This is a genomic window from Corallococcus terminator (assembly GCF_003611635.1).
Taxonomy (GTDB): Bacteria; Myxococcota; Myxococcia; order Myxococcales; family Myxococcaceae; genus Corallococcus; species Corallococcus terminator.
In genome coordinates this window covers 1-16,540 of sequence record NZ_RAVZ01000062.1, presented here as the reverse complement: position 1 = coordinate 16,540, position 16,540 = coordinate 1, and the positions used below count along the sequence as shown (strand labels likewise).

At 69.3% G+C, this 16,540-nt stretch carries 15 protein-coding genes; 9 read left to right on the top strand and 6 right to left on the bottom strand.

All coding sequences use genetic code 11. The features are described from left to right. Positions 1-96: 96 nt before the first annotated feature. Genes D7V88_RS11825 through D7V88_RS11810 form a run of 4 tightly spaced genes read left to right on the top strand, consistent with a single transcriptional unit; the run spans position 97 to position 5,141 of the window. The gene (locus D7V88_RS11825) at positions 97-1,200 is read left to right on the top strand and encodes a hypothetical protein (RefSeq protein ID WP_120540735.1); all 1,104 of its coding nucleotides are present in this window, start codon (positions 97-99) and stop codon (positions 1,198-1,200) included. Positions 1,201-1,212: 12 nt separating this feature from the next. Next, complete coding sequence (acs, locus tag D7V88_RS11820; protein WP_120540734.1) at positions 1,213-3,177, top strand: acetate--CoA ligase; 1,965 nt, start codon at positions 1,213-1,215, stop codon at positions 3,175-3,177. 43 nt (positions 3,178-3,220) lie between these two features. Further along, positions 3,221-3,499 carry a DUF485 domain-containing protein gene (locus D7V88_RS11815; protein ID WP_120540733.1) on the top strand — a complete coding sequence of 93 codons (279 nt, stop codon included), beginning with the start codon at positions 3,221-3,223 and terminating at the stop codon, positions 3,497-3,499. 16 nt (positions 3,500-3,515) lie between these two features. Continuing rightward, the gene (locus tag D7V88_RS11810; protein WP_120540732.1) at positions 3,516-5,141 is read left to right on the top strand and encodes a sodium:solute symporter family transporter; all 1,626 of its coding nucleotides are present in this window, start codon (positions 3,516-3,518) and stop codon (positions 5,139-5,141) included. Between the two features lie 112 nt (positions 5,142-5,253). On the opposite strand, the gene D7V88_RS11805 is transcribed toward D7V88_RS11810, so the two are convergent. Together D7V88_RS11805 and D7V88_RS11800 are read right to left on the bottom strand one after the other, a co-directional pair. Next, positions 5,254-6,360, bottom strand: a complete 1,107-nt coding sequence (locus D7V88_RS11805; RefSeq protein ID WP_120540731.1) for an alpha/beta fold hydrolase — start codon at positions 6,358-6,360, stop codon at positions 5,254-5,256. A gap of 76 nt (positions 6,361-6,436) precedes the next feature. After that, a complete protein-coding gene (locus D7V88_RS11800) occupies positions 6,437-7,204 on the bottom strand; it encodes a bestrophin-like domain (protein WP_158625066.1) in 768 nt (255 codons plus the stop codon). 205 nt (positions 7,205-7,409) lie between these two features. On the opposite strand from D7V88_RS11800, the gene D7V88_RS11795 reads away from it, so the two are divergent. The 3 genes from D7V88_RS11795 (at position 7,410) to D7V88_RS11785 (ending at position 10,549) form a co-directional block, all read left to right on the top strand. Beyond that, entirely contained in the window at positions 7,410-8,273 is an 864-nt protein-coding gene (locus tag D7V88_RS11795) for an ion transporter (RefSeq protein ID WP_120540730.1), read from the top strand. An 11-nt stretch (positions 8,274-8,284) separates the two neighbouring features. Further along, complete coding sequence (locus D7V88_RS11790) at positions 8,285-9,862, top strand: N-6 DNA methylase (RefSeq protein ID WP_120540729.1); 1,578 nt, start codon at positions 8,285-8,287, stop codon at positions 9,860-9,862. A 111-nt stretch (positions 9,863-9,973) separates the two neighbouring features. Then, positions 9,974-10,549 carry a superoxide dismutase family protein gene (locus tag D7V88_RS11785; protein WP_120540728.1) on the top strand — a complete coding sequence of 192 codons (576 nt, stop codon included), beginning with the start codon at positions 9,974-9,976 and terminating at the stop codon, positions 10,547-10,549. Positions 10,550-10,610: 61 nt separating this feature from the next. On the opposite strand, the gene D7V88_RS11780 is transcribed toward D7V88_RS11785, so the two are convergent. Genes D7V88_RS11780 through D7V88_RS11765 form a run of 4 tightly spaced genes read right to left on the bottom strand, consistent with a single transcriptional unit; the run spans position 10,611 to position 15,387 of the window. After that, positions 10,611-11,516 carry a type VI immunity family protein gene (locus D7V88_RS11780; protein ID WP_120540727.1) on the bottom strand — a complete coding sequence of 302 codons (906 nt, stop codon included), beginning with the start codon at positions 11,514-11,516 and terminating at the stop codon, positions 10,611-10,613. Next, the gene (locus D7V88_RS42575) at positions 11,516-12,322 is read right to left on the bottom strand and encodes a hypothetical protein (RefSeq protein ID WP_147448697.1); all 807 of its coding nucleotides are present in this window, start codon (positions 12,320-12,322) and stop codon (positions 11,516-11,518) included. The genes D7V88_RS11780 and D7V88_RS42575 overlap by 1 nt, the downstream gene beginning before the upstream one ends. A 5-nt stretch (positions 12,323-12,327) precedes the next feature. Further along, positions 12,328-14,607 carry a glutamine amidotransferase gene (locus D7V88_RS11770; RefSeq protein ID WP_120540725.1) on the bottom strand — a complete coding sequence of 760 codons (2,280 nt, stop codon included), beginning with the start codon at positions 14,605-14,607 and terminating at the stop codon, positions 12,328-12,330. Between the two features lie 21 nt (positions 14,608-14,628). Next, on the bottom strand, positions 14,629-15,387 hold the full coding sequence (locus D7V88_RS11765) for a DUF4159 domain-containing protein (RefSeq protein ID WP_120540724.1): 759 nt from the start codon (positions 15,385-15,387) through the stop codon (positions 14,629-14,631). A gap of 56 nt (positions 15,388-15,443) precedes the next feature. Between D7V88_RS11765 and D7V88_RS11760 the strand changes: the two genes are divergently transcribed. Together D7V88_RS11760 and D7V88_RS11755 are read left to right on the top strand one after the other, a co-directional pair. Beyond that, complete coding sequence (locus D7V88_RS11760; RefSeq protein ID WP_120540723.1) at positions 15,444-15,707, top strand: molecular chaperone DnaJ; 264 nt, start codon at positions 15,444-15,446, stop codon at positions 15,705-15,707. 27 nt (positions 15,708-15,734) lie between these two features. After that, a complete protein-coding gene (locus tag D7V88_RS11755) occupies positions 15,735-16,442 on the top strand; it encodes a hypothetical protein (protein WP_120540722.1) in 708 nt (235 codons plus the stop codon). Positions 16,443-16,540 lie beyond the last annotated feature (98 nt).

Genomic DNA, 16,540 nt, shown 5'->3' with positions numbered 1-16,540 from the left:
CCTTCCGCCACATCCTGACGCGGCGAGCCAACCCCCAAGGTCCTGAAACCCGACGAACGCGGGGGTGGAACAGGCATTGCTCATGCGACAGGGCCTATGCGCCCTGCCTCAAGCCTGCTGCCGCGCTGGATGGTGCTGACGGCCCTGCTGACCGCGCTCCCCGCGGCGGCCGGGAAGATCCAGCTTGGCGAAGACGCGGTGCTCAACGTCGACGTGCTGCTGCACCCGCAGATGCAGCTCGTGAAGGACGGCGCGCCCACGGGAGGCGTGGGCACGGACTTCTTCCTGCGCCGGGTGCGGCTGCTCGTCTTCGGCTCCATCACCAAGCGGCTGTCGTTCTTCATCGACACCGACCAGCCGAACCTGGGCAAGAACGGCGACTGGAATCCGGCCTTCTTCATCCAGGACGCGACCATCGCCTACGAGGTCGCCGACAAGATGTGGGTGGAGGCGGGCTTCATCCTCGCGCCGCTGTCGCACCAGGCGTTGCAGGGCGCCATCGCGCTCCAGACGGTGGACTACCACTCCGACCTCATCCGCTACCCGCTGGGCGTGGGGAAGATCTGGCGCGACATGGGCGTGCAGGTGCGCGGCTTCGCGGGTCCATTCACATACCGCGCGGCCATCCTCAACGGCGTGGAGGGCGCGAAGCTGGAGAACGGGCAGGTGGTCAACCCGGACGACCTGCCGCGCGTCGTGGGCCACGCGCGCTACAACGTGCTGGGCCGCGAGTACGACCAGTTCCTCCGGGGCATCTACTTCACCGACCAGCCGATGTTGTCGTTCGGCGTGGGCGGCGACTACCAGTACTCCGCCATCGCCACCGCGTCCGGCGTGCATGACGCCGTGGCGCTCGCGGCGGACGTGTTCCTGGACGTGCCGGTGGGCGCGGACCAGGAGTTCGTCTTCCAGAGCAACGTCTTCTCCTGGCAGCAGGGCTTCGACAACCCGCGCAGCGGCACGGGCTTCTTCGTGGAGATGGGTTACCGCATCGGCATCGTGCAGCCCATCATCTCCGGCGAGTACTTCAACGGGCGCGTGGCGGCGCAGGACCTGCTCACGCTGCGCCCCGGCTTCAACATCTGGTTCCAGAAGCACACCTTCAACCTGAAGACGGAAGTGGCCGTGTCGCGCGTGGGGGACATCGCCCATGCCTCCACGGGCATCACCGGCACCGCCCAGCTCCAGCTCTTCTACTGAGGACCCTCCGCCATGGCACCCGCTCAGGACCTGCTCGTCGCGCCCAAGGAAGCCTTCCGCCGCACCGCCCACGTGAAGAGCCTGGAGGACTACCAGCGCCTCTACCGTCAGAGCCTGGACGCGCCCGACGCCTTCTGGGGCGAACAGGCCCGGCAGCTCACCTGGTTCCACCCGCCGGACACCCTCCGCGAGGTGAACGAGCAGGCCGCCGACTTCACCTGGTTCGGGGGCGGAAGGCTCAACGTCACCGTCAACTGCGTGGACCGCCACGCGAAGGCGCGCCCGGACAAGGCCGCCATCATCTGGGCGAAGAACACGCCCGGCGACTACGAGGTCATCACCTTCCGCGACCTGCAACACCATGTCGGCCGCGTGGCCAACGTGCTCAAGGCGCACGGCGTGAAGAAGGGCGACCGCGTCATCGTGTACCTGCCCATGGTGCCGGAGCTCGCGTACACGATGCTCGCGTGCGCCCGCATCGGGGCGGTGCACTCCGTGGTGTTCGCCGGCTTCTCCGCGGACTCGCTGCGCGAGCGCGTGCTGGACTGCGGCGCGAAGCTCGTCGTCACCGCCAATGAAGGCCCGCGCGGCCCCAAGAACGTGGCGACCAAGGCCATCACCGACGAGGCCCTGGAGGGCCTCACGCAGGTGACGTCCGTCCTCGTCGTGCGCCGCACGGCCAAGGAAGTGCCGATGCGCGAGGGCCGCGACCACTGGCTGGACGTGGAGGTGAAGAAGCACCGGGGCGTGTGCCCCGCGGAGTGGATGGACTCCGAGGATCCGCTCTTCATCCTCTACACGTCGGGCTCCACCGGGAAGCCCAAGGGCGTAATGCACACGACGGCGGGCTACCTCGTGTACGCCGCCACCACGTTCCGCTACGTCTTCGACACGCAGCCGGACGACGTGCACTTCTGCACCGCGGACGTGGGCTGGGTGACGGGACATTCGTACCTCCTGTACGGCCCGCTCTCCACCGGCACCACCACGGTCCTCTTCGAGTCCACGCCCACGTGGCCCGACGCGGGCCGCCTCTGGCAGGTGGTGGACGACGTGAAGGCCACCACGCTCTACACCGCGCCCACCGCGCTGCGCTCCCTCATCAAGGAGGGCGACGCGTTCGTCACGAAGTCCTCCCGCAAGTCGCTGCGCCTGCTGGGCAGCGTGGGCGAGCCCATCAATCCGGAGGTGTGGCGCTGGTACCACGACGTGGTGGGCGAGGGCCGCTGCCCCGTGGTGGACACCTGGTGGCAGACGGAGACGGGCGGCATCCTCATCGCGCCCCTGCCCGGAGCGACGCCGTGCAAGCCCGGCAGCGCCACCCTGCCCTTCTTCGGCGTGGAGCCGGTGCTGGTGGATGAAGAGGGCAAGGTGCTGGAGGGCAACGGCGTCAGCGGCAACCTGTGTCTGGCGCGCTCCTGGCCGGGTCAGGCCCGGACGCTGTACGGCCACCACGAGCGCTTCGTGGAGACGTACTACGCGCGGTTCCTGCCCCTGTACTTCACCGGCGACGGCTGCCGCCGCGACGAGGACGGCTACTACTGGATCACCGGCCGCGTGGACGACGTGCTCAACGTGTCCGGCCACCGGCTGGGCACCGCGGAGGTGGAGAGCGCGCTCGTGGCGCACGAGGCCGTCGCCGAGGCCGCCGTGGTGGGCTACCCGCACGACCTGAAGGGCACCGGCGTGTGCGCCTTCGTGACGGTGAAGCCGGACTTCGTGCGCACGCCGGACGAGAAGATGATGGGCGCGCTGCGCGAGCAGGTGCGCCACGTCATCGGGCCCATCGCCGCGCCGGACCGGGTGGTGCTGGTGTCGGGCCTGCCCAAGACGCGCTCGGGGAAGATCCTGCGCCGCATGCTGCGGAAGATCGCCAGCGGTGAGACGGAGAACCTGGGCGACGCCAGCACGCTGGCGGACCCCGCGGTGCTGGACGAACTGTTGACCAAGGGGCTGCCTCCGGCCTCGCGACGCTGAAGTCCCGCGGTCCCTTCCCTTTCACCGCCGAGGAGGCACACCGATGTATGGCAATTCCAAGGACGATGTCCTGAAGGCACTCGCCGCCGCGCGCTGGCGCGTGGCGGGAGCGCTCACGGTGGCGATGCTCGTGACGTACCTGGGCTTCATCCTGCTCGTGGCGTTCAACCGGCCGCTGATGGGGCAGCAGCTCGTGCCGGGGCTGTCCATCGGCATCGTGTTGGGCGCGGTCACCATCCTGGTCGCCTGGGTGCTGACGGGCCTCTACATCCTGTGGGCCAACCGCAAGTACGACCACATCCTCGACGAGCTGCGCCGCTAAGCCGAAAGGGCACTCCATGAATCCCTCGACCGCGGGCTCCCAGATTGGCCAGCCCAACACGACGGCCATCGTCTTCTTCCTCATCTTCGTCAGCATCACGCTGGCCATCACCTACTGGGCCGCGCGCCGCACCAAGACGACCTCCGAGTTCTTCGCCGCCGGCGGCAACATCAGCGCGGTGCAGAACGGCTTCGCGCTCGCGGGCGACTTCATGAGCGCCGCGAGCTTCCTGGGCATCGCGGGGCTCGTGGCCACGTCGGGGTTCGACGGGCTCATCTATTCGGTGGGCTGGCTGGTGGGCTGGCCGGTGGTGACGTTCCTCATCGCGGAGCCCCTGCGAAACCTGGGCAAGTACACCTTCGCGGACGCGGTGGCCTACCGGCTGAAGCAGACCCCGGTGCGCCTGTCCGCCGCGGTGGGCACGCTCACCGTCGTCGTCTTCTATCTGATTGCCCAGATGGTGGGCGCGGGCAACCTCATCCACCTGCTCTTCGGCCTGTCGTATGAGATGGCCGTGGTCATCGTGGGCGCGGTGATGATCCTCTACGTGCTGTTCGGCGGGATGATCGCCACGACGTGGGTGCAGATCGTGAAGGCGGTGCTGCTGCTGGGCGGCGCGTCCGCGCTGGCGGTGGCGGTGCTGTGGAAGTTCGGCATGAACCCCGCGGCGCTCTTCAACGAGGCGGCGAAGATGTACGGGCCGGAGGTGCTGGCCCCGGGCAAGCTGGTGGCCAACCCGCTGGAGACCATCTCCCTGGGCGTGGCGCTGATGTTCGGCACGGCGGGCCTGCCGCACATCCTGATGCGCTTCTACACGGTGCCCAACGCGAAGGCGGCGCGCACGAGCGTGTTCTACGCCACGGGCCTCATCGGCTTCTTCTACCTGGTGACGTTCGTGCTGGGCTTCGGCGCGGCGGTGCTGGTGGGCCGGCAGGGCATCACGGCGGTGGACAAGGGCGGCAACATGGCGGCGCCCATGCTCGCGGAGGTGGTGGGCGGCACGGGCTTCCTGGGCTTCATCGCCGCGGTGTCCTTCGCCACCATTCTCGCGGTGGTCGCGGGCCTGACGCTGTCGGGCGCGGCGGCGCTGTCGCACGACCTGTGGTCGCACGTGGTGCGCAAGGGCCACGCGCCGGAGAGCGAACAGCTCAAGGTGGCGCGACTGGCAAGCCTCCTGCTGGGCGTGCTGGCCATCATCCTGGGCGTCGTGTTCAAGGGGCAGAACGTGGCCTTCATGGTGGGCCTGGCGTTCGCCATCGCGGCGAGCGCGAACTTCCCGGCGCTGCTGCTGTCCATGATGTGGAAGGGCTTCACCACGCGCGGCGCGGTGGCGAGCATGCTGACCGGCGCCTTCAGCGCGGTGCTGCTCATCTTCCTGTCGCCCACGGTGCAGGTGGAGCTCTTGGGGCACGCGTCGGCGCCCTTCCCGCTGAAGAACCCGGGGCTCGTGACGATTCCGCTGTCGTTCTTCGTGGGCTGGATTGTGTCGCTGCTGTCGCCGGAGGCGGAGGCGTCACGGCGGTTCGCGGAGGTGCAGCACCGCATGCACGTGGGCGCGCTGGTTCCGCCCCCGGTGGTGACGCCGCCCGGCGTGGCGGGCTCGGTGCCGCCCGGCATCCCGGAGGCTCCGCACAAGGTTTGAAGCTGCTCGGCGGTCCTCCACGGTTTCTTCCTCGACGTGGGGGACAGGGACGGAACCCGGGTGTTTCCAAAGGGGCCCGGGTTCCGTCCTCTCTTCTTCCAAGGCAGAAGCGCTACTTCCCCCGAGTGAGCGGAAGCACGTCCTGCACGAGTCGGACGAGCACCTTGCCGGGCTCCTCCTCGTGCACCATGTGGGCGGAGTCCTCGAACCAGACGAGCTTCTTCGAGGGCGCCTGGAGGGTGTCGTACCAGGGCTCGATGAGGCGCGCGGACGTGGTGAGGTCATGCCGTCCGTGAAAGAAGAACATCGGGCAGGCGAAGCGCTTCACCGGCGTGAAGTCCACCTGGGAGATGGCGCCCCAGAGCGCCACGAAGCTCGCGTCCAGGCCTTCATCCCGCGCCTGGAGGTCCTTCTCTGAAACGTCCGGGCTGAAGCGCCAGACGTCCGCGCCGTGCCAGCTCCGGTCGCGCCAGTTGTAGCTCTCATAGCGCGACAGCCACCGGCGCTCCTTCGGCAGGTTCGCCAACTGTCGCGCGGCGTCCTTCGGATCCGGATAGGGCGCGAGCGCCTCCAGCTCCGCGACGGCCTTCGCGTTGCCATCCGCGCGAGCCGCCTTGAGCGTGGCCTCGTAGCCCAGTGCTTCGTTGCGGGGGATGTCCACGACCTGGCTGATGCCGACATAGGCGTCGAACCATTCCGGATGCCGCTGCGCGAGCTTCACCCCGAGCACGGTGCCCCAACTGTGCCCCACGAGCACGATGCGCTTCTTGCCGTAGGTCTTGCGCAGGTAGCCGACCACCTCCTCGGCGTCGGCCACCATGCGGTCCATGGTCAGGGTGGGGCGCACCTTGTCCGGGGCGTTGAGCGCATGCGTCTTCCCCGCGCCCCGCTGGTCCCAGTGCGCGACGGTGAAGAACTCCTCCCATTCGCCCTGGTAGAAGTACGAGGACGGCAGGGACGTGAAGCCCGGGCCTCCGTGCAGGAAGAGCAGCAGCGGGTTGTCCCGGTGGCGTCCCCGGACCGAAATCCACTGGTCGATGCCGCCGATGCGGACCGCCTCCGCCTTCTCGATGCCATCCGGGAGCACGCTGCGGCGCGCCTCGCGCATGACGGCCTGGGGCGTGGGGGGTGCTTCCTCCTCCGCGGTGGCCAGGCCCGCCATCAGCGACACACCCAGGCCGAGCAGGGGAAGGAAGGTGCGCCGCGTTGCGTCTTGCATGGTCTGGGCTCCTGGGGGCTTCGGCGCGTTCGTGCGCTCCGTCTCCCAGGAACGGCCAGGGCCTGCCCTGATTGCATCAGGGAATGGACTCCATCTGCTGCCGGAGTTCGTGCAGGGGTTGCTGGCTCGTGCGGATGCGGCCGCGGTCGGGAAGGTCCAGGTCCAGCAGGGTGAACATGACGGCGGTCAGCATCACCGTGAAGACCGTCCAGCAGATCCACCCGCGCGAGTGGGTTTCGGGCTGATAGCCCAGCAGCAACCCCGAGCCGAGGACCCCGATGAGCAGGAGGACGAAAATGGTGTCCGGGATGAGGTTCCGGGCGGCCGAGAGGCGTTCGGCGGAGACGTCGATGACGTCATTGAGCGCCTGGGTGGTGAGGGTCTGGATGCCTGTCGGCTGCTGGAGCACGATTGCATCCAGCAGTGACCAGAGTTCCCCCTGAATCTGATCCGCCTCGGTTCGGAGCTGGGTGAAGCGCTCCCGGTCCCCCACGAATACGTACGCCTCCAGTCGGAGGTCGACATAGCGGCGCAACCGGGTCCGCATCTCTCCGCGCGTGGGTTCGGGAAGAAAGCCGCTGCGCAGGTAGAGGGTGCCAATGGCGTTGGCTTCCTTGACGACAAGGTCGCGCCGCTGACTGAAGCGCTCCTCCGCCATGGAGAAGGAGAAGGACAGCAGCAGCGCCACCAGACCGAGCACCGAGGCCTGGAGCGCGGACGCCTCATCGAGCCCGGGTCGGCGGTGGCTGAGACGGAAGCCCGCCTCCAGGGCCACGAAGATGAGCCCCATCACCCCCAGGGCGAGCACCCACGTCGGGAGGATGTCGAGTAATCCCACCACCATGCTCCACCCTCCAGCCTCGACCCACGTCAGGACCACGCCACGGCATGCCAGCCGGTGACGGTGGCCCCTGGCATGGCTGGGAGCAACGCGGGCGCAAGTCCAGGTGCAATGGCGGTGGCGAACGTTCCGCCGCGAGGACGCCGTTGCTGGGACGGGGCGTCCACCTTCCTCGACGGACGGGGGATTGCGCCTAAGCTGCGAGGCCGTGAACCGGCCTTCCGAGCAGAGCCCCGCGGGCGGTTTCCGCGCCCGCCTGCACACCGTCATCTTCGAAGCGGACACTCCGGCGGGGAAGGCGTTCGACGTGGCCCTGCTGTGGGCCATCGTGTTCAGCGTGGCGGCGGTGATGCTGGAGAGCGTGTCGCAGGTGCGCCTCCACCACAGTCACGCGCTGCACGTGGCCGAGTGGGTCTTCACCGTGCTCTTCGCGCTGGAGTACGTGCTGCGGCTCATCGCGGTGCGCCGCCCCCTGCACTACGCGCGCAGCTTCTTCGGCATCGTGGACCTGATGGCGCTGTTGCCGTCGTTCCTGAGCGTGGTCTTCCCCGGGGCGCAGACGCTGCTGGTGGTGCGGGTGCTGCGCCTGTTGCGCGTCTTCCGCATCCTCAAGCTGGGGCACCTGCTGGGACAGGCGGAGGTGCTGATGACGGCGCTGCGTGCCAGCCGCCCGAAGATCATCGTCTTCCTGGGCACGGTGCTGAGCATCGACGTCATCATGGGCGCGCTCATGTACATGGTGGAGGGTGAGGCGAACGGCTTCGACAGCATTCCCCGGTCCATGTACTGGGCCATCGTGACGATGACGACGGTGGGCTTTGGCGACATCACGCCCAAGACCGTCACGGGGCAGTTCCTAGCGTCCATCCTGATGGTGATGGGCTACGGCATCATCGCGGTGCCCACGGGCATCGTGTCGGTGGAGCTGGCTGCCGCCACGCGTCAGCACGTGGACACCCAGGCCTGCCCGGGTTGTGGCGCACAGGGTCATGACCCGGATGCGCGCTTCTGCAAGCGGTGTGGGACGGCCCTGGATTGGACCCCGCCCAGCACCGACGGTGAAACTGGCTAGGATGGACGGGCATGCCCCGCTCCATCGACACGCCCGAGTTGGACGAGGAGCTGCTGGTCCACCAGTTCCCCGGCATCAACCGCAAGGCGGTGGGCGCGTTCTACACGCCCGCGCCCATCGTGGAGCGCACCCTGGCGCTCGCGCTCGGGCACGTGGGACAGGGCGCGCTCACGGTGGTGGACCCGGCCTGTGGCGCGGGCGCGTTCCTCGCGGCGGCGGCGCGGCACCGGCCGGACGCGAGGCTGTGCGGCCTGGAGCTGGACGCGGGGGTCGCGCGCCTGTGTCAGGCCCGGGTGCCCGGCGCGGACGTGCGCGTGGGGGATGCGCTGCGAGGCGGGCTGGAGCCCCTGCTCGCGGGGACGCCGGAGGGGCACGCCGAGTTATGGGTGGGAAATCCGCCCTACAACGGCACGTCGTCGGTGCTGAAGGACGCGGACGCCTATGCGCGCCTGAGGGCCCTGGTGCCCCTGGCGATGCCACACGGCACCAGCCTGCGGGATGACTTCGCCTTCTTCCTGCTCGTCGCCATGAAGCGCCTGGCCACCCGGCCGGGGGCACTGGCCTTCATCACGCCCGCGAGCCTGCTGGAGTCGTTCATCTACGCGCCGCTGCGCCGTGCGCTGCTGGATGCGCTGCACCTGCGTGAGGTGGTGGACCTGGGGCCGGGCATCTTCACGGGCACACAGGTGCGCACGTGCATCACGGTGTGGACGTCGCGGTCCGGAAGCGAGGCCCCGCCCCCGCGCTACGAGCACAAGGGCGTGGGCCAGTGCTTCACGCCGGAGCCCCCCGAGTGGCGGCTGTCCCCCATCGCCCAGGAGGCCGCCGTGCTGGACGCGGACTGGCGGGCGCGGGGCGAGCTGCTCACCACGCTCATCCCGGTGAGCCTGCCGGGGGTGAAGACGCGCTTCGACGAGCTGCTGGTGGACGCGGATGAGGAGCGGCTGCTCGCACGCCTGCGGGCCTTCGCCGCCGCGACGGACGCCACGCTGGAGGACTTCGCTCGGGAGTTCGGATTGGAGCCGGGGCTGTTGCCCAAGCTGCGGGCGTTGAAGCAGGGGCCGGCGCTGGAGGTGGACGCCTGCCACGTGCGGCCGTTCTTCCGCTACGGCGGAGCCAGGCACCGGGGCGCGCTGCCGCCCGAAGCGAAGGCGTTCTGCTACCTGGACCGGCGGTTGATTCCACGCGGGGACCACCGGCTGCGCGGTCCGTATGATCCGCACCGGGACGCGGTGAAGCTGCTCTTCAACGTGCGGGAGCTGCCCCTGTCCGCGGCGTTGCTGGAGGAGCCCGGCTGCGTGCACGACCACCGGCACGCGAGGTTCGCGCCGCTGTACGTGCCCCAGCGGGTGCGGGACGAGGGCCTGGGCATCACCCGGAGCGCCGAGTCGTGCGACGAACTGGGCCCGAGGGTGCCCAACCTGTCCCCCCGGGGTCAGGCCTGGGCCGAGACGCTGGGAGGGCCGGAGGCGGCGTTCCGCGCGGTGATGCGCTTCCTGAACGGGGCGCCGGTGCAGCGGGTGTGGGCGCCCGCGTTCGGCGCGTCCCGGGTGGTGCCGGTGCCGCTGGAGGGAAGCCTGCCGGAGTGATGACTCCCCATCACCCGGCGCGCTGGGGCCTGGACATTCTCCTGCGAGGGGCGCGGGCGACAGGTAGTGTCGCGGCGCTTCGTAACCCTCCCTCCTGGAGCCTTGGACCCCATGACGATTCGCGCCCTGCTGATTGCCGCTGCCCTGACCACCACGCCCGCCCTGGCCCAGGACGCGGGGACTCCGGCCGCCGCGGCTCCGGCTCCTGCGGCGACGGATGCGGCCAAGAAGCCCGCGCCCAAGCCGGGCGAGATGGCGAAGGCGGCGCTGAAGGACGCCCAGGGCAAGGACGTGGGCACGGTGACGTTCGAGCAGGCGCCGACGGGCGTGCTGGTGAAGGGCACGCTGTCGAACCTGCCCGCGGGCGAGCACGCCATCCACATCCACGAGACGGGCAAGTGCGACGCGCCGGACTTCAAGACGGCGGGTGGCCACTTCAACCCGACGAAGAAGCAGCACGGCGTGCTGGCGGCGAAGGGCAAGCACGAGGGCGACCTGCCGAACCTCTACGTCCCGGCGGACGGCAAGGTGCAGTTCGACTTCTTCGCCCAGGGCCTCAAGGTGAAGTCGATGTTCGACAAGGACGGCTCCGCCGTCGTCGTGCACGCCACCAAGGACGACTACCACACCGACCCTGCCGGTGACGCCGGCGGCCGCATCGCCTGCGGTCTGGCGGAGAAGCCGTAGTCACGAATCACACGGCGGTGCTTCGCGGGGCACGCAAGGCCCCGCGAGGCCCTCCCCAGGTTCAATCCAGGAAGCGGCGCTCCCAGCGCCGCATGTCCTCTTCCGAGAAGCCATCCCAAGCCTCCCGGTCCAGGTCCATCCAGGGCCCCAGCAGCCGGGACAGCTCGCGATAGGCATCCATCGATTCGCCCTGTCGTGAATCCCCTGAGAGGGGCTGTTCGCCGAGCGTCACCACCGCACGCTCCGATGATAGCGATTCGACCGTGGCCCCCGGAGAACGAAGCCGGGTGCGCAGGGCATCGACTCCGCCCACGTCAGCGAGCACGGTCGGTCCCAGGAACGTCATCCAATGCGTTCCCCGCAACCGGGTGCCGATCCGCAGCGAATCCCGCCGCAGCTCCGGGATGTCCAGCCCGGGGTAGAGGAAGGCCAGCGGTCGGATGCCTTCCGTCAGCCCCAGGGCCTCCTCGTCGAACTGGAAGCAAAAGCCCGCGTGCCCTGAGTCGAAGGGCAGCAGCGTGGCCATCTCCAGGGACACCTTTCGGAGCAACTCCACGCTCGGGTCATCCGCAGGCAGCCAGAATCCCACCGCGGACGTCACGGCGGGGCTGTTCAGATGAAGCGGATGGCCCAGCCTCCGTCCATGGTAGCTGAACCGATAGCCCGTCATCGTCCCCGCGTCTTCCAGCAGGGAAATCCCAGCGGCGCGCGGCGCGGACAATCGTTGTTCGATGAAGCGCCAGCCGCTCGCATCCAACGGCTGCCAGTTCCCCTCATCATCCGCGTACCAGTTCAGGGTGTGGGGCGTGATGGCGCGGCGATACGTGTCCAGCGCTCGCTGCACGGCCGCCTTCACGTCATCGTGGGAGCTGCGCAGGTAGAAAGCGGCTCCCAGGCCGTCCCGCACACGGAGGATGCTCGCATGCCCGTCATGCCCATGGAGGCGGATGTTCGGCCACGAAGGCATCACTGGACTCCATATCCTGGCGCTACGAGGCGCGCCCTCTTGATACCCAGCGCCTGTTCGTAGAGTTCGCCCTGGGGCGCGCCGTGATGGGGATGCTGGCCCCACTGCAACGGATTGCCGCTGGGGCACGGAAACTTGAAGTCGAAGACGGCCTGGACTCGGCTCGGCTCACCCGAAGCGTGCAGCACCACGTCAGGAACCAGCGCGCCCAGCAGCAGGTGGAACAAGCCATCGCGCAGCCACTCCGTCACCAGCTCAGGTGGCACGAATCGGACACGACCGGTGGCGGCGTCGTAGAGGTAGTGCGGTTCCAAGGCGAAATGAGTCGGAAACAACGCGGCCAGCTTCGCGCGTGCGCATTCCAAGGCGACCTGATGTTTCTCAAGACCCAGTTGCATCGCACGCGTCACGGGGTTGCCTCGGGAGTCCCTCTCCATCACGGTCTGGCACTGCTCCCGGGTCGGCCGTTGTCCCTTTCCCAATCTGCGATCATTCACTTCGGTACTGGCGTGATTGGCGCAGTCCGCGAGTATCTGTCCCACGCGGTGGACTTCCGCGACCTCAAGCAATCGGAGCGCCGTGACCACCGTCCGTGCGGCCCCCGCTGAGCGGGCGACCCACGGCATGAGCGCTTCATCCCCTGCCTGAGTGAAGCAGGCAGGGTTGCGAAGACAGGCCGACGACGCCGAGTCGCTCTGTGAATAAGTGTCGGGAGCCCCCTGAGTCCAGGAAGCCGTTCCCGCGCAGGCATTCGCCATGACACCGACGAGCACCAGATACAGGCGAGCCCAGCGGGAGAAAACCATGACGCCTAGACGTACCCGAACCGCCGCCGCGCGAACCACTCCGCGCCGAGCAGGGCGATGAGCGCCACGAGGTAGTACCAGCGATCCCACAGAGGCTGGTCCTTCGCGCGCCCCACCTCCACCACCGGCGGATCCAACAGCGGCACGTCCGGCATCCCGTCCTGCGGCAGCTTGTACGCCTTGCCCTCGGTGATGCTGGCGATCTGCTCCATCAACTGCGGCCGCACCGACGCGTCCGAAAGCTCCGGGCCCACCGCGCGCACCGCCACCGCGTCCTCGCCCTTACCCAGGTCCGTTTCGCCCTTCTTCGCCGACGCGAGCAGCTTGTACGGCCCCGGTGCCGGCGGCGCGAACTCCAGCCGCACCACGCCGTCCGCCCCCGTGGCCCCCGTCTGCACCGCCACCGGCTTCTGCGTCGCCACCGAGAACAGCTCCACCCGCACCTGCGCGTCCTGCGCCGGCTGGTAGTCCGCCATCCGCGCCTGCACCACCACGCCCACCGGACGCCCCGGCTCCACCGACGGCGGATCCGCCGTCACCTTCAGCGTCGTCAAATCCGGGTCGCGCACCAGCCACCGCAAGGCATTGCCCCAGAAGCGGTCATACGCCCGGTTCGGCGAGCCATCCCGGTGCGCCGTGAACGCCCACGACCACGTCGCGTCCGTCGCCACCACCATCGCCCGCCCCCGCCCGTAGTCCCACACCGACACCAGCGGCGCGTTCTTCCCGTCCACCGTCACGAACGGGTGGTCCATCAGCACCGTCGCGCCCTGCCGCGCCCGCGTCAGGTTCGCGCCCGGAATCGGCGCCAGCTCTCCCCACGTGCCTTCCGTGCTCGCCGCGCCCGTTCCAATGGACGTCACCGGATGCCGCAGGCCCTCCGGCGTGAGCCTCGGCTTGAAGGGCTCCGGGTTCGCCGGCCCCGCCGCTTCCACCGGCAGCGCCTCCATCAGCGTGGGCATGCTGGCGCGGCCTTCGCCCAGCACGCTGTCGCCACCAATCATCACGAACGCGCCACCCTCGTGGATGTAGCGCTCCAGGTTGCGCTCGTACTCCGCGATGGACAGCGAAGGGTCCGAGTAACCGAAGTTCTGGAAGATGACGACATCGAACGTGTGCAGCTTCGTGTCGAAGATCTCCTCCATCGGGAACGGGATGAGCGACAGCTCGCGCTCGTTCGTCACCCCCGGATCATCCGACAGCGTGCGCAGGATGTAGAACGACACCAGGTCCACGTTCGCGTCCTGCTTGAGCAGCCCGCGCAGGAACCGCTCGTCCCACGACGGCCGGCCCACCACCAACAGCACGCGCACCCGGTCGCGGATGACCTTCAGCGTGAACGAACGGCTGTTGTTCTCGCTCACGGCCTCATCCGGGAACGTGGGCACCGTCACGGTGTAGACGAACCGCCCCGTCTGGTCCGGCGTGAAGGTGAAGGACACCGGCTTCACGTCGTCGGCGGTCGTCATCCGCACCAGCTTGTTCGCGACCGTCTTGCCCTCCTGGCTGAGCACCACCGGAATGTCCTGGCCCGCGAAGCCCCGGCCGTGGATCTCCACCTCCACCGTGAGCGAGTTCCTCACGAAGGCGAAGTCGTCCACCTTCAGGCCCTCCACCGCCAGGTCCTTCAGCGCCTCCTGCCCCACCAGGAACGTGGACACCGGCACGCCCAGGTCCGCCAGCGCCGCCCGCGCCCGCCCCACCGCCCCGGCCTTCAACTCCGCGTTGTCCGCGCCGTCGCTGAACAGCAGCACCCCGGACAGCTTGCGCGACCCCTGCCCCGCCGCCGAAGCGGACCGCAGCGCCGCGAGCAGATCCGTCGTCCCCGCCCGCGCGGGCTCGCTGCCCAACTGCGCGGGAGTCACCGGGGCCAATTCCGGATCCACGCCGTACACCTCCACCGTGAAGCGGTCCTGCCAGGACGCGAACGTCGGCGCGGCCTTCTCCAGGAACGCCGCCACCTGCGCGCTGCGCGTGGGCCCGCCCGGCTCCGACGGGAAGTTCATGGACGCCGAGCGGTCCACCAGCACCGCCACCCGGTTCTTCATCCGCGCCACCTGCAGGTGCCGGATGCCGGGCTCCAGGAGGAAGAAGAATGCCGCCAGGCCCGCGCCCAGGCGCAGGCCCCACAGGAGCAGCCGCCGGCCGCGCGAAGGCTCCCGGCGCACGCCCCAGGCCGCCAGCGCGATGCCCGCGACAAGACCCACCGCCAACAACACCAGCGCCCACACCGGCAGGGGCGAAAGGCTGACCAGCTTCCACGCGTTGAAGGACGGGGAGTTCATTCGGTCGCGCGCCAGGGTCCTTCAGCGCCGCTTGTTGAGGATGAGGGGCAGGTGCACCGCGTCGTCCTTGTAGTCCAGACACAGCGCGTACATGCACAGGTTGATGCCCAGGCGGATCGCCAGCTCACGCTGCGGCTCGCCACCGGGGGACACGTCGAACTCGTAGTCACCGGACTCGCTGCGGCTCCACGCGCCCGCCACGTCGTTCTGCGAATAGATGATCGCCGCGCGCTTGCCCACGCTCGCCACCAGCGGCAGCGGCTTGTGCAGGAGCCGCCCGGGCGCCGCGTCCAGCAGGAAGAAGGACTTGAAGACGACGTGCGTCCCCGGCGTCTCCTTCAGCGGGTTCTGCGGCAGCACCCGCGCCATCTCCCGCCGGAAGCTCGCATCGAAGCCGTCCCCGTCGCTGCCGTCGTTGGCGTCGCCGAACACGAAGCCGCCGTACGTGAGGTAGCGGCGCAGGTTCGTCACCTCCGCGTCCGTCAGCGGCGGGAAGGCCCCGTCCCCCCCGAAGTACAGGAAGGGGTATTCGAACAGGTCCTGGCTGCTGAGCGCGAACGGGCGCGCGTCCGGCACCACCTCCACGGACGTGCGGCGCTGAAGCTCCCACGCGAGCCGCCGCAGGCCGGAAAGCCGGCCGTCCCAGCGACCTCCGTGCCGGGCGACGGCGGGGATGAACCGGCTCTTCTCGCCAAAAGCGGACGCACGCCGGGACAGCAGCGGGACGAGCGCGGACGTGGCGAGCAGGAGGCTTCGACGGGACAGGGACCGCACGGGCATGGAGACGTGCTTATACCGTCGGCCGGTGTCCACATTCCCTGGTATAGACACGCGCCATGGCGAAAGGCGGACAGACGCCCCCAGGGCCCGGCTCCGACGAAGTGCGCGCGGCCTGGGCCCGCAAGGACGCCGGGGACGTGGTGGGGGCCCGCAAGGACGCCCGGCGCATCCTGGCCCAGTCCCCCTCCCCGGAAGACCGTGAGCGGGCCGAGGACCTCCTGCGCGCCACCGCCACGCCCCGCGCCCTCTACGGGTACGCCCTCCTGGGCGCCGTCATCCTGGCCCTGCTGCTGGGGCTCGCGTTGACCCGCTATTCCTAGCGGCCATTGTCAGTAGGATGACGCGCCATGGAAGGCTTCCTCCTGGCGCTCAAGTCCTACCAGACCTTCAACCCCTCCGGCTGGGTGGGCATCTACCGGCTGTTGCCCATGTGGGCCGGCGTCGTGCTCGCGGCCGTGGGCATGGTGCTGCTGCTCGCGGGCGGAGGCCGGATGTTCCGCCTGGTCGCGGGCCCGGTGGGCGCGGTGCTGGGCCTCGTGTGGACGGGCGCCCTTACCCAGAAGCTGGGGATGATGGACCTGGATCCGCGCCTGCCCACCTTCGTGGCCGCGGGGCTGATGGCGGTGGGTTTCCTCTTTCCGCACGCCGTCACCTTCGTGGGCGTGGGCGTGCCCCTGGGCCTCGTCGCGGGGCAGATCGCCGGACAGAACGACTTCCTGCTCGGCTTCGGACCGGGCTTCATGGTGGGCGGCATCGCGGGCGCCCTCCTGCACCGGCAGGTGAGCAGCATCGTCGCCTCCGCGGTGGGCGCGTGGCTGCTGGTGATTGGCGCGCTCGCGGCGCTGCACCAGTTCGGCGGCGTGGTGGAGGCCGTGGCCAGCCGTCCCTGGGGCGTCATCATCGCCGCCCTGCTCTTCGCCCTGGCCGGCAGCGTCTACCAGCTCGCCGTGCGCCCCACGCCCGAGGAGTCGGATCAAAAGAGTGCCGAGCGCGAGAAGCAGAAGCTGCGCCAGGCGGAGCAGCGGGCGCTCGAGAAGCGGTGGGGGGTCAAGTAGTCCCCGCCCGGCAATCCTTTACGCCGGGGGGGCCGGGGCGTACATTCCGCCGCCATTTCCCCCGGAGTTCCCCGAGCATCGATGGGCCAGGCCAGCCG

What these genes read in the sequence shown, in the direction of transcription:
- D7V88_RS11810 (WP_120540732.1), top strand. Translation starts at nt 3,516, where the DNA reads ATGAATCCCTCGACCGCGGGCTCCCAGATTGGCCAGCCCAACACGACG.
- D7V88_RS42575 (WP_147448697.1), bottom strand. Translation starts at nt 12,322, where the DNA reads ATGGTTTTCTCCCGCTGGGCTCGCCTGTATCTGGTGCTCGTCGGTGTC.
- acs (WP_120540734.1), top strand. Translation starts at nt 1,213, where the DNA reads ATGGCACCCGCTCAGGACCTGCTCGTCGCGCCCAAGGAAGCCTTCCGC.
- D7V88_RS11755 (WP_120540722.1), top strand. Translation starts at nt 15,735, where the DNA reads ATGGAAGGCTTCCTCCTGGCGCTCAAGTCCTACCAGACCTTCAACCCC.
- D7V88_RS11780 (WP_120540727.1), bottom strand. Translation starts at nt 11,516, where the DNA reads ATGCCTTCGTGGCCGAACATCCGCCTCCATGGGCATGACGGGCATGCG.
- D7V88_RS11790 (WP_120540729.1), top strand. Translation starts at nt 8,285, where the DNA reads ATGCCCCGCTCCATCGACACGCCCGAGTTGGACGAGGAGCTGCTGGTC.
- D7V88_RS11785 (WP_120540728.1), top strand. Translation starts at nt 9,974, where the DNA reads ATGACGATTCGCGCCCTGCTGATTGCCGCTGCCCTGACCACCACGCCC.
- D7V88_RS11815 (WP_120540733.1), top strand. Translation starts at nt 3,221, where the DNA reads ATGTATGGCAATTCCAAGGACGATGTCCTGAAGGCACTCGCCGCCGCG.
- D7V88_RS11800 (WP_158625066.1), bottom strand. Translation starts at nt 7,204, where the DNA reads ATGGTGGTGGGATTACTCGACATCCTCCCGACGTGGGTGCTCGCCCTG.
- D7V88_RS11760 (WP_120540723.1), top strand. Translation starts at nt 15,444, where the DNA reads ATGGCGAAAGGCGGACAGACGCCCCCAGGGCCCGGCTCCGACGAAGTG.
- D7V88_RS11825 (WP_120540735.1), top strand. Translation starts at nt 97, where the DNA reads ATGCGCCCTGCCTCAAGCCTGCTGCCGCGCTGGATGGTGCTGACGGCC.
- D7V88_RS11805 (WP_120540731.1), bottom strand. Translation starts at nt 6,360, where the DNA reads ATGCAAGACGCAACGCGGCGCACCTTCCTTCCCCTGCTCGGCCTGGGT.
- D7V88_RS11770 (WP_120540725.1), bottom strand. Translation starts at nt 14,607, where the DNA reads ATGAACTCCCCGTCCTTCAACGCGTGGAAGCTGGTCAGCCTTTCGCCC.
- D7V88_RS11765 (WP_120540724.1), bottom strand. Translation starts at nt 15,387, where the DNA reads ATGCCCGTGCGGTCCCTGTCCCGTCGAAGCCTCCTGCTCGCCACGTCC.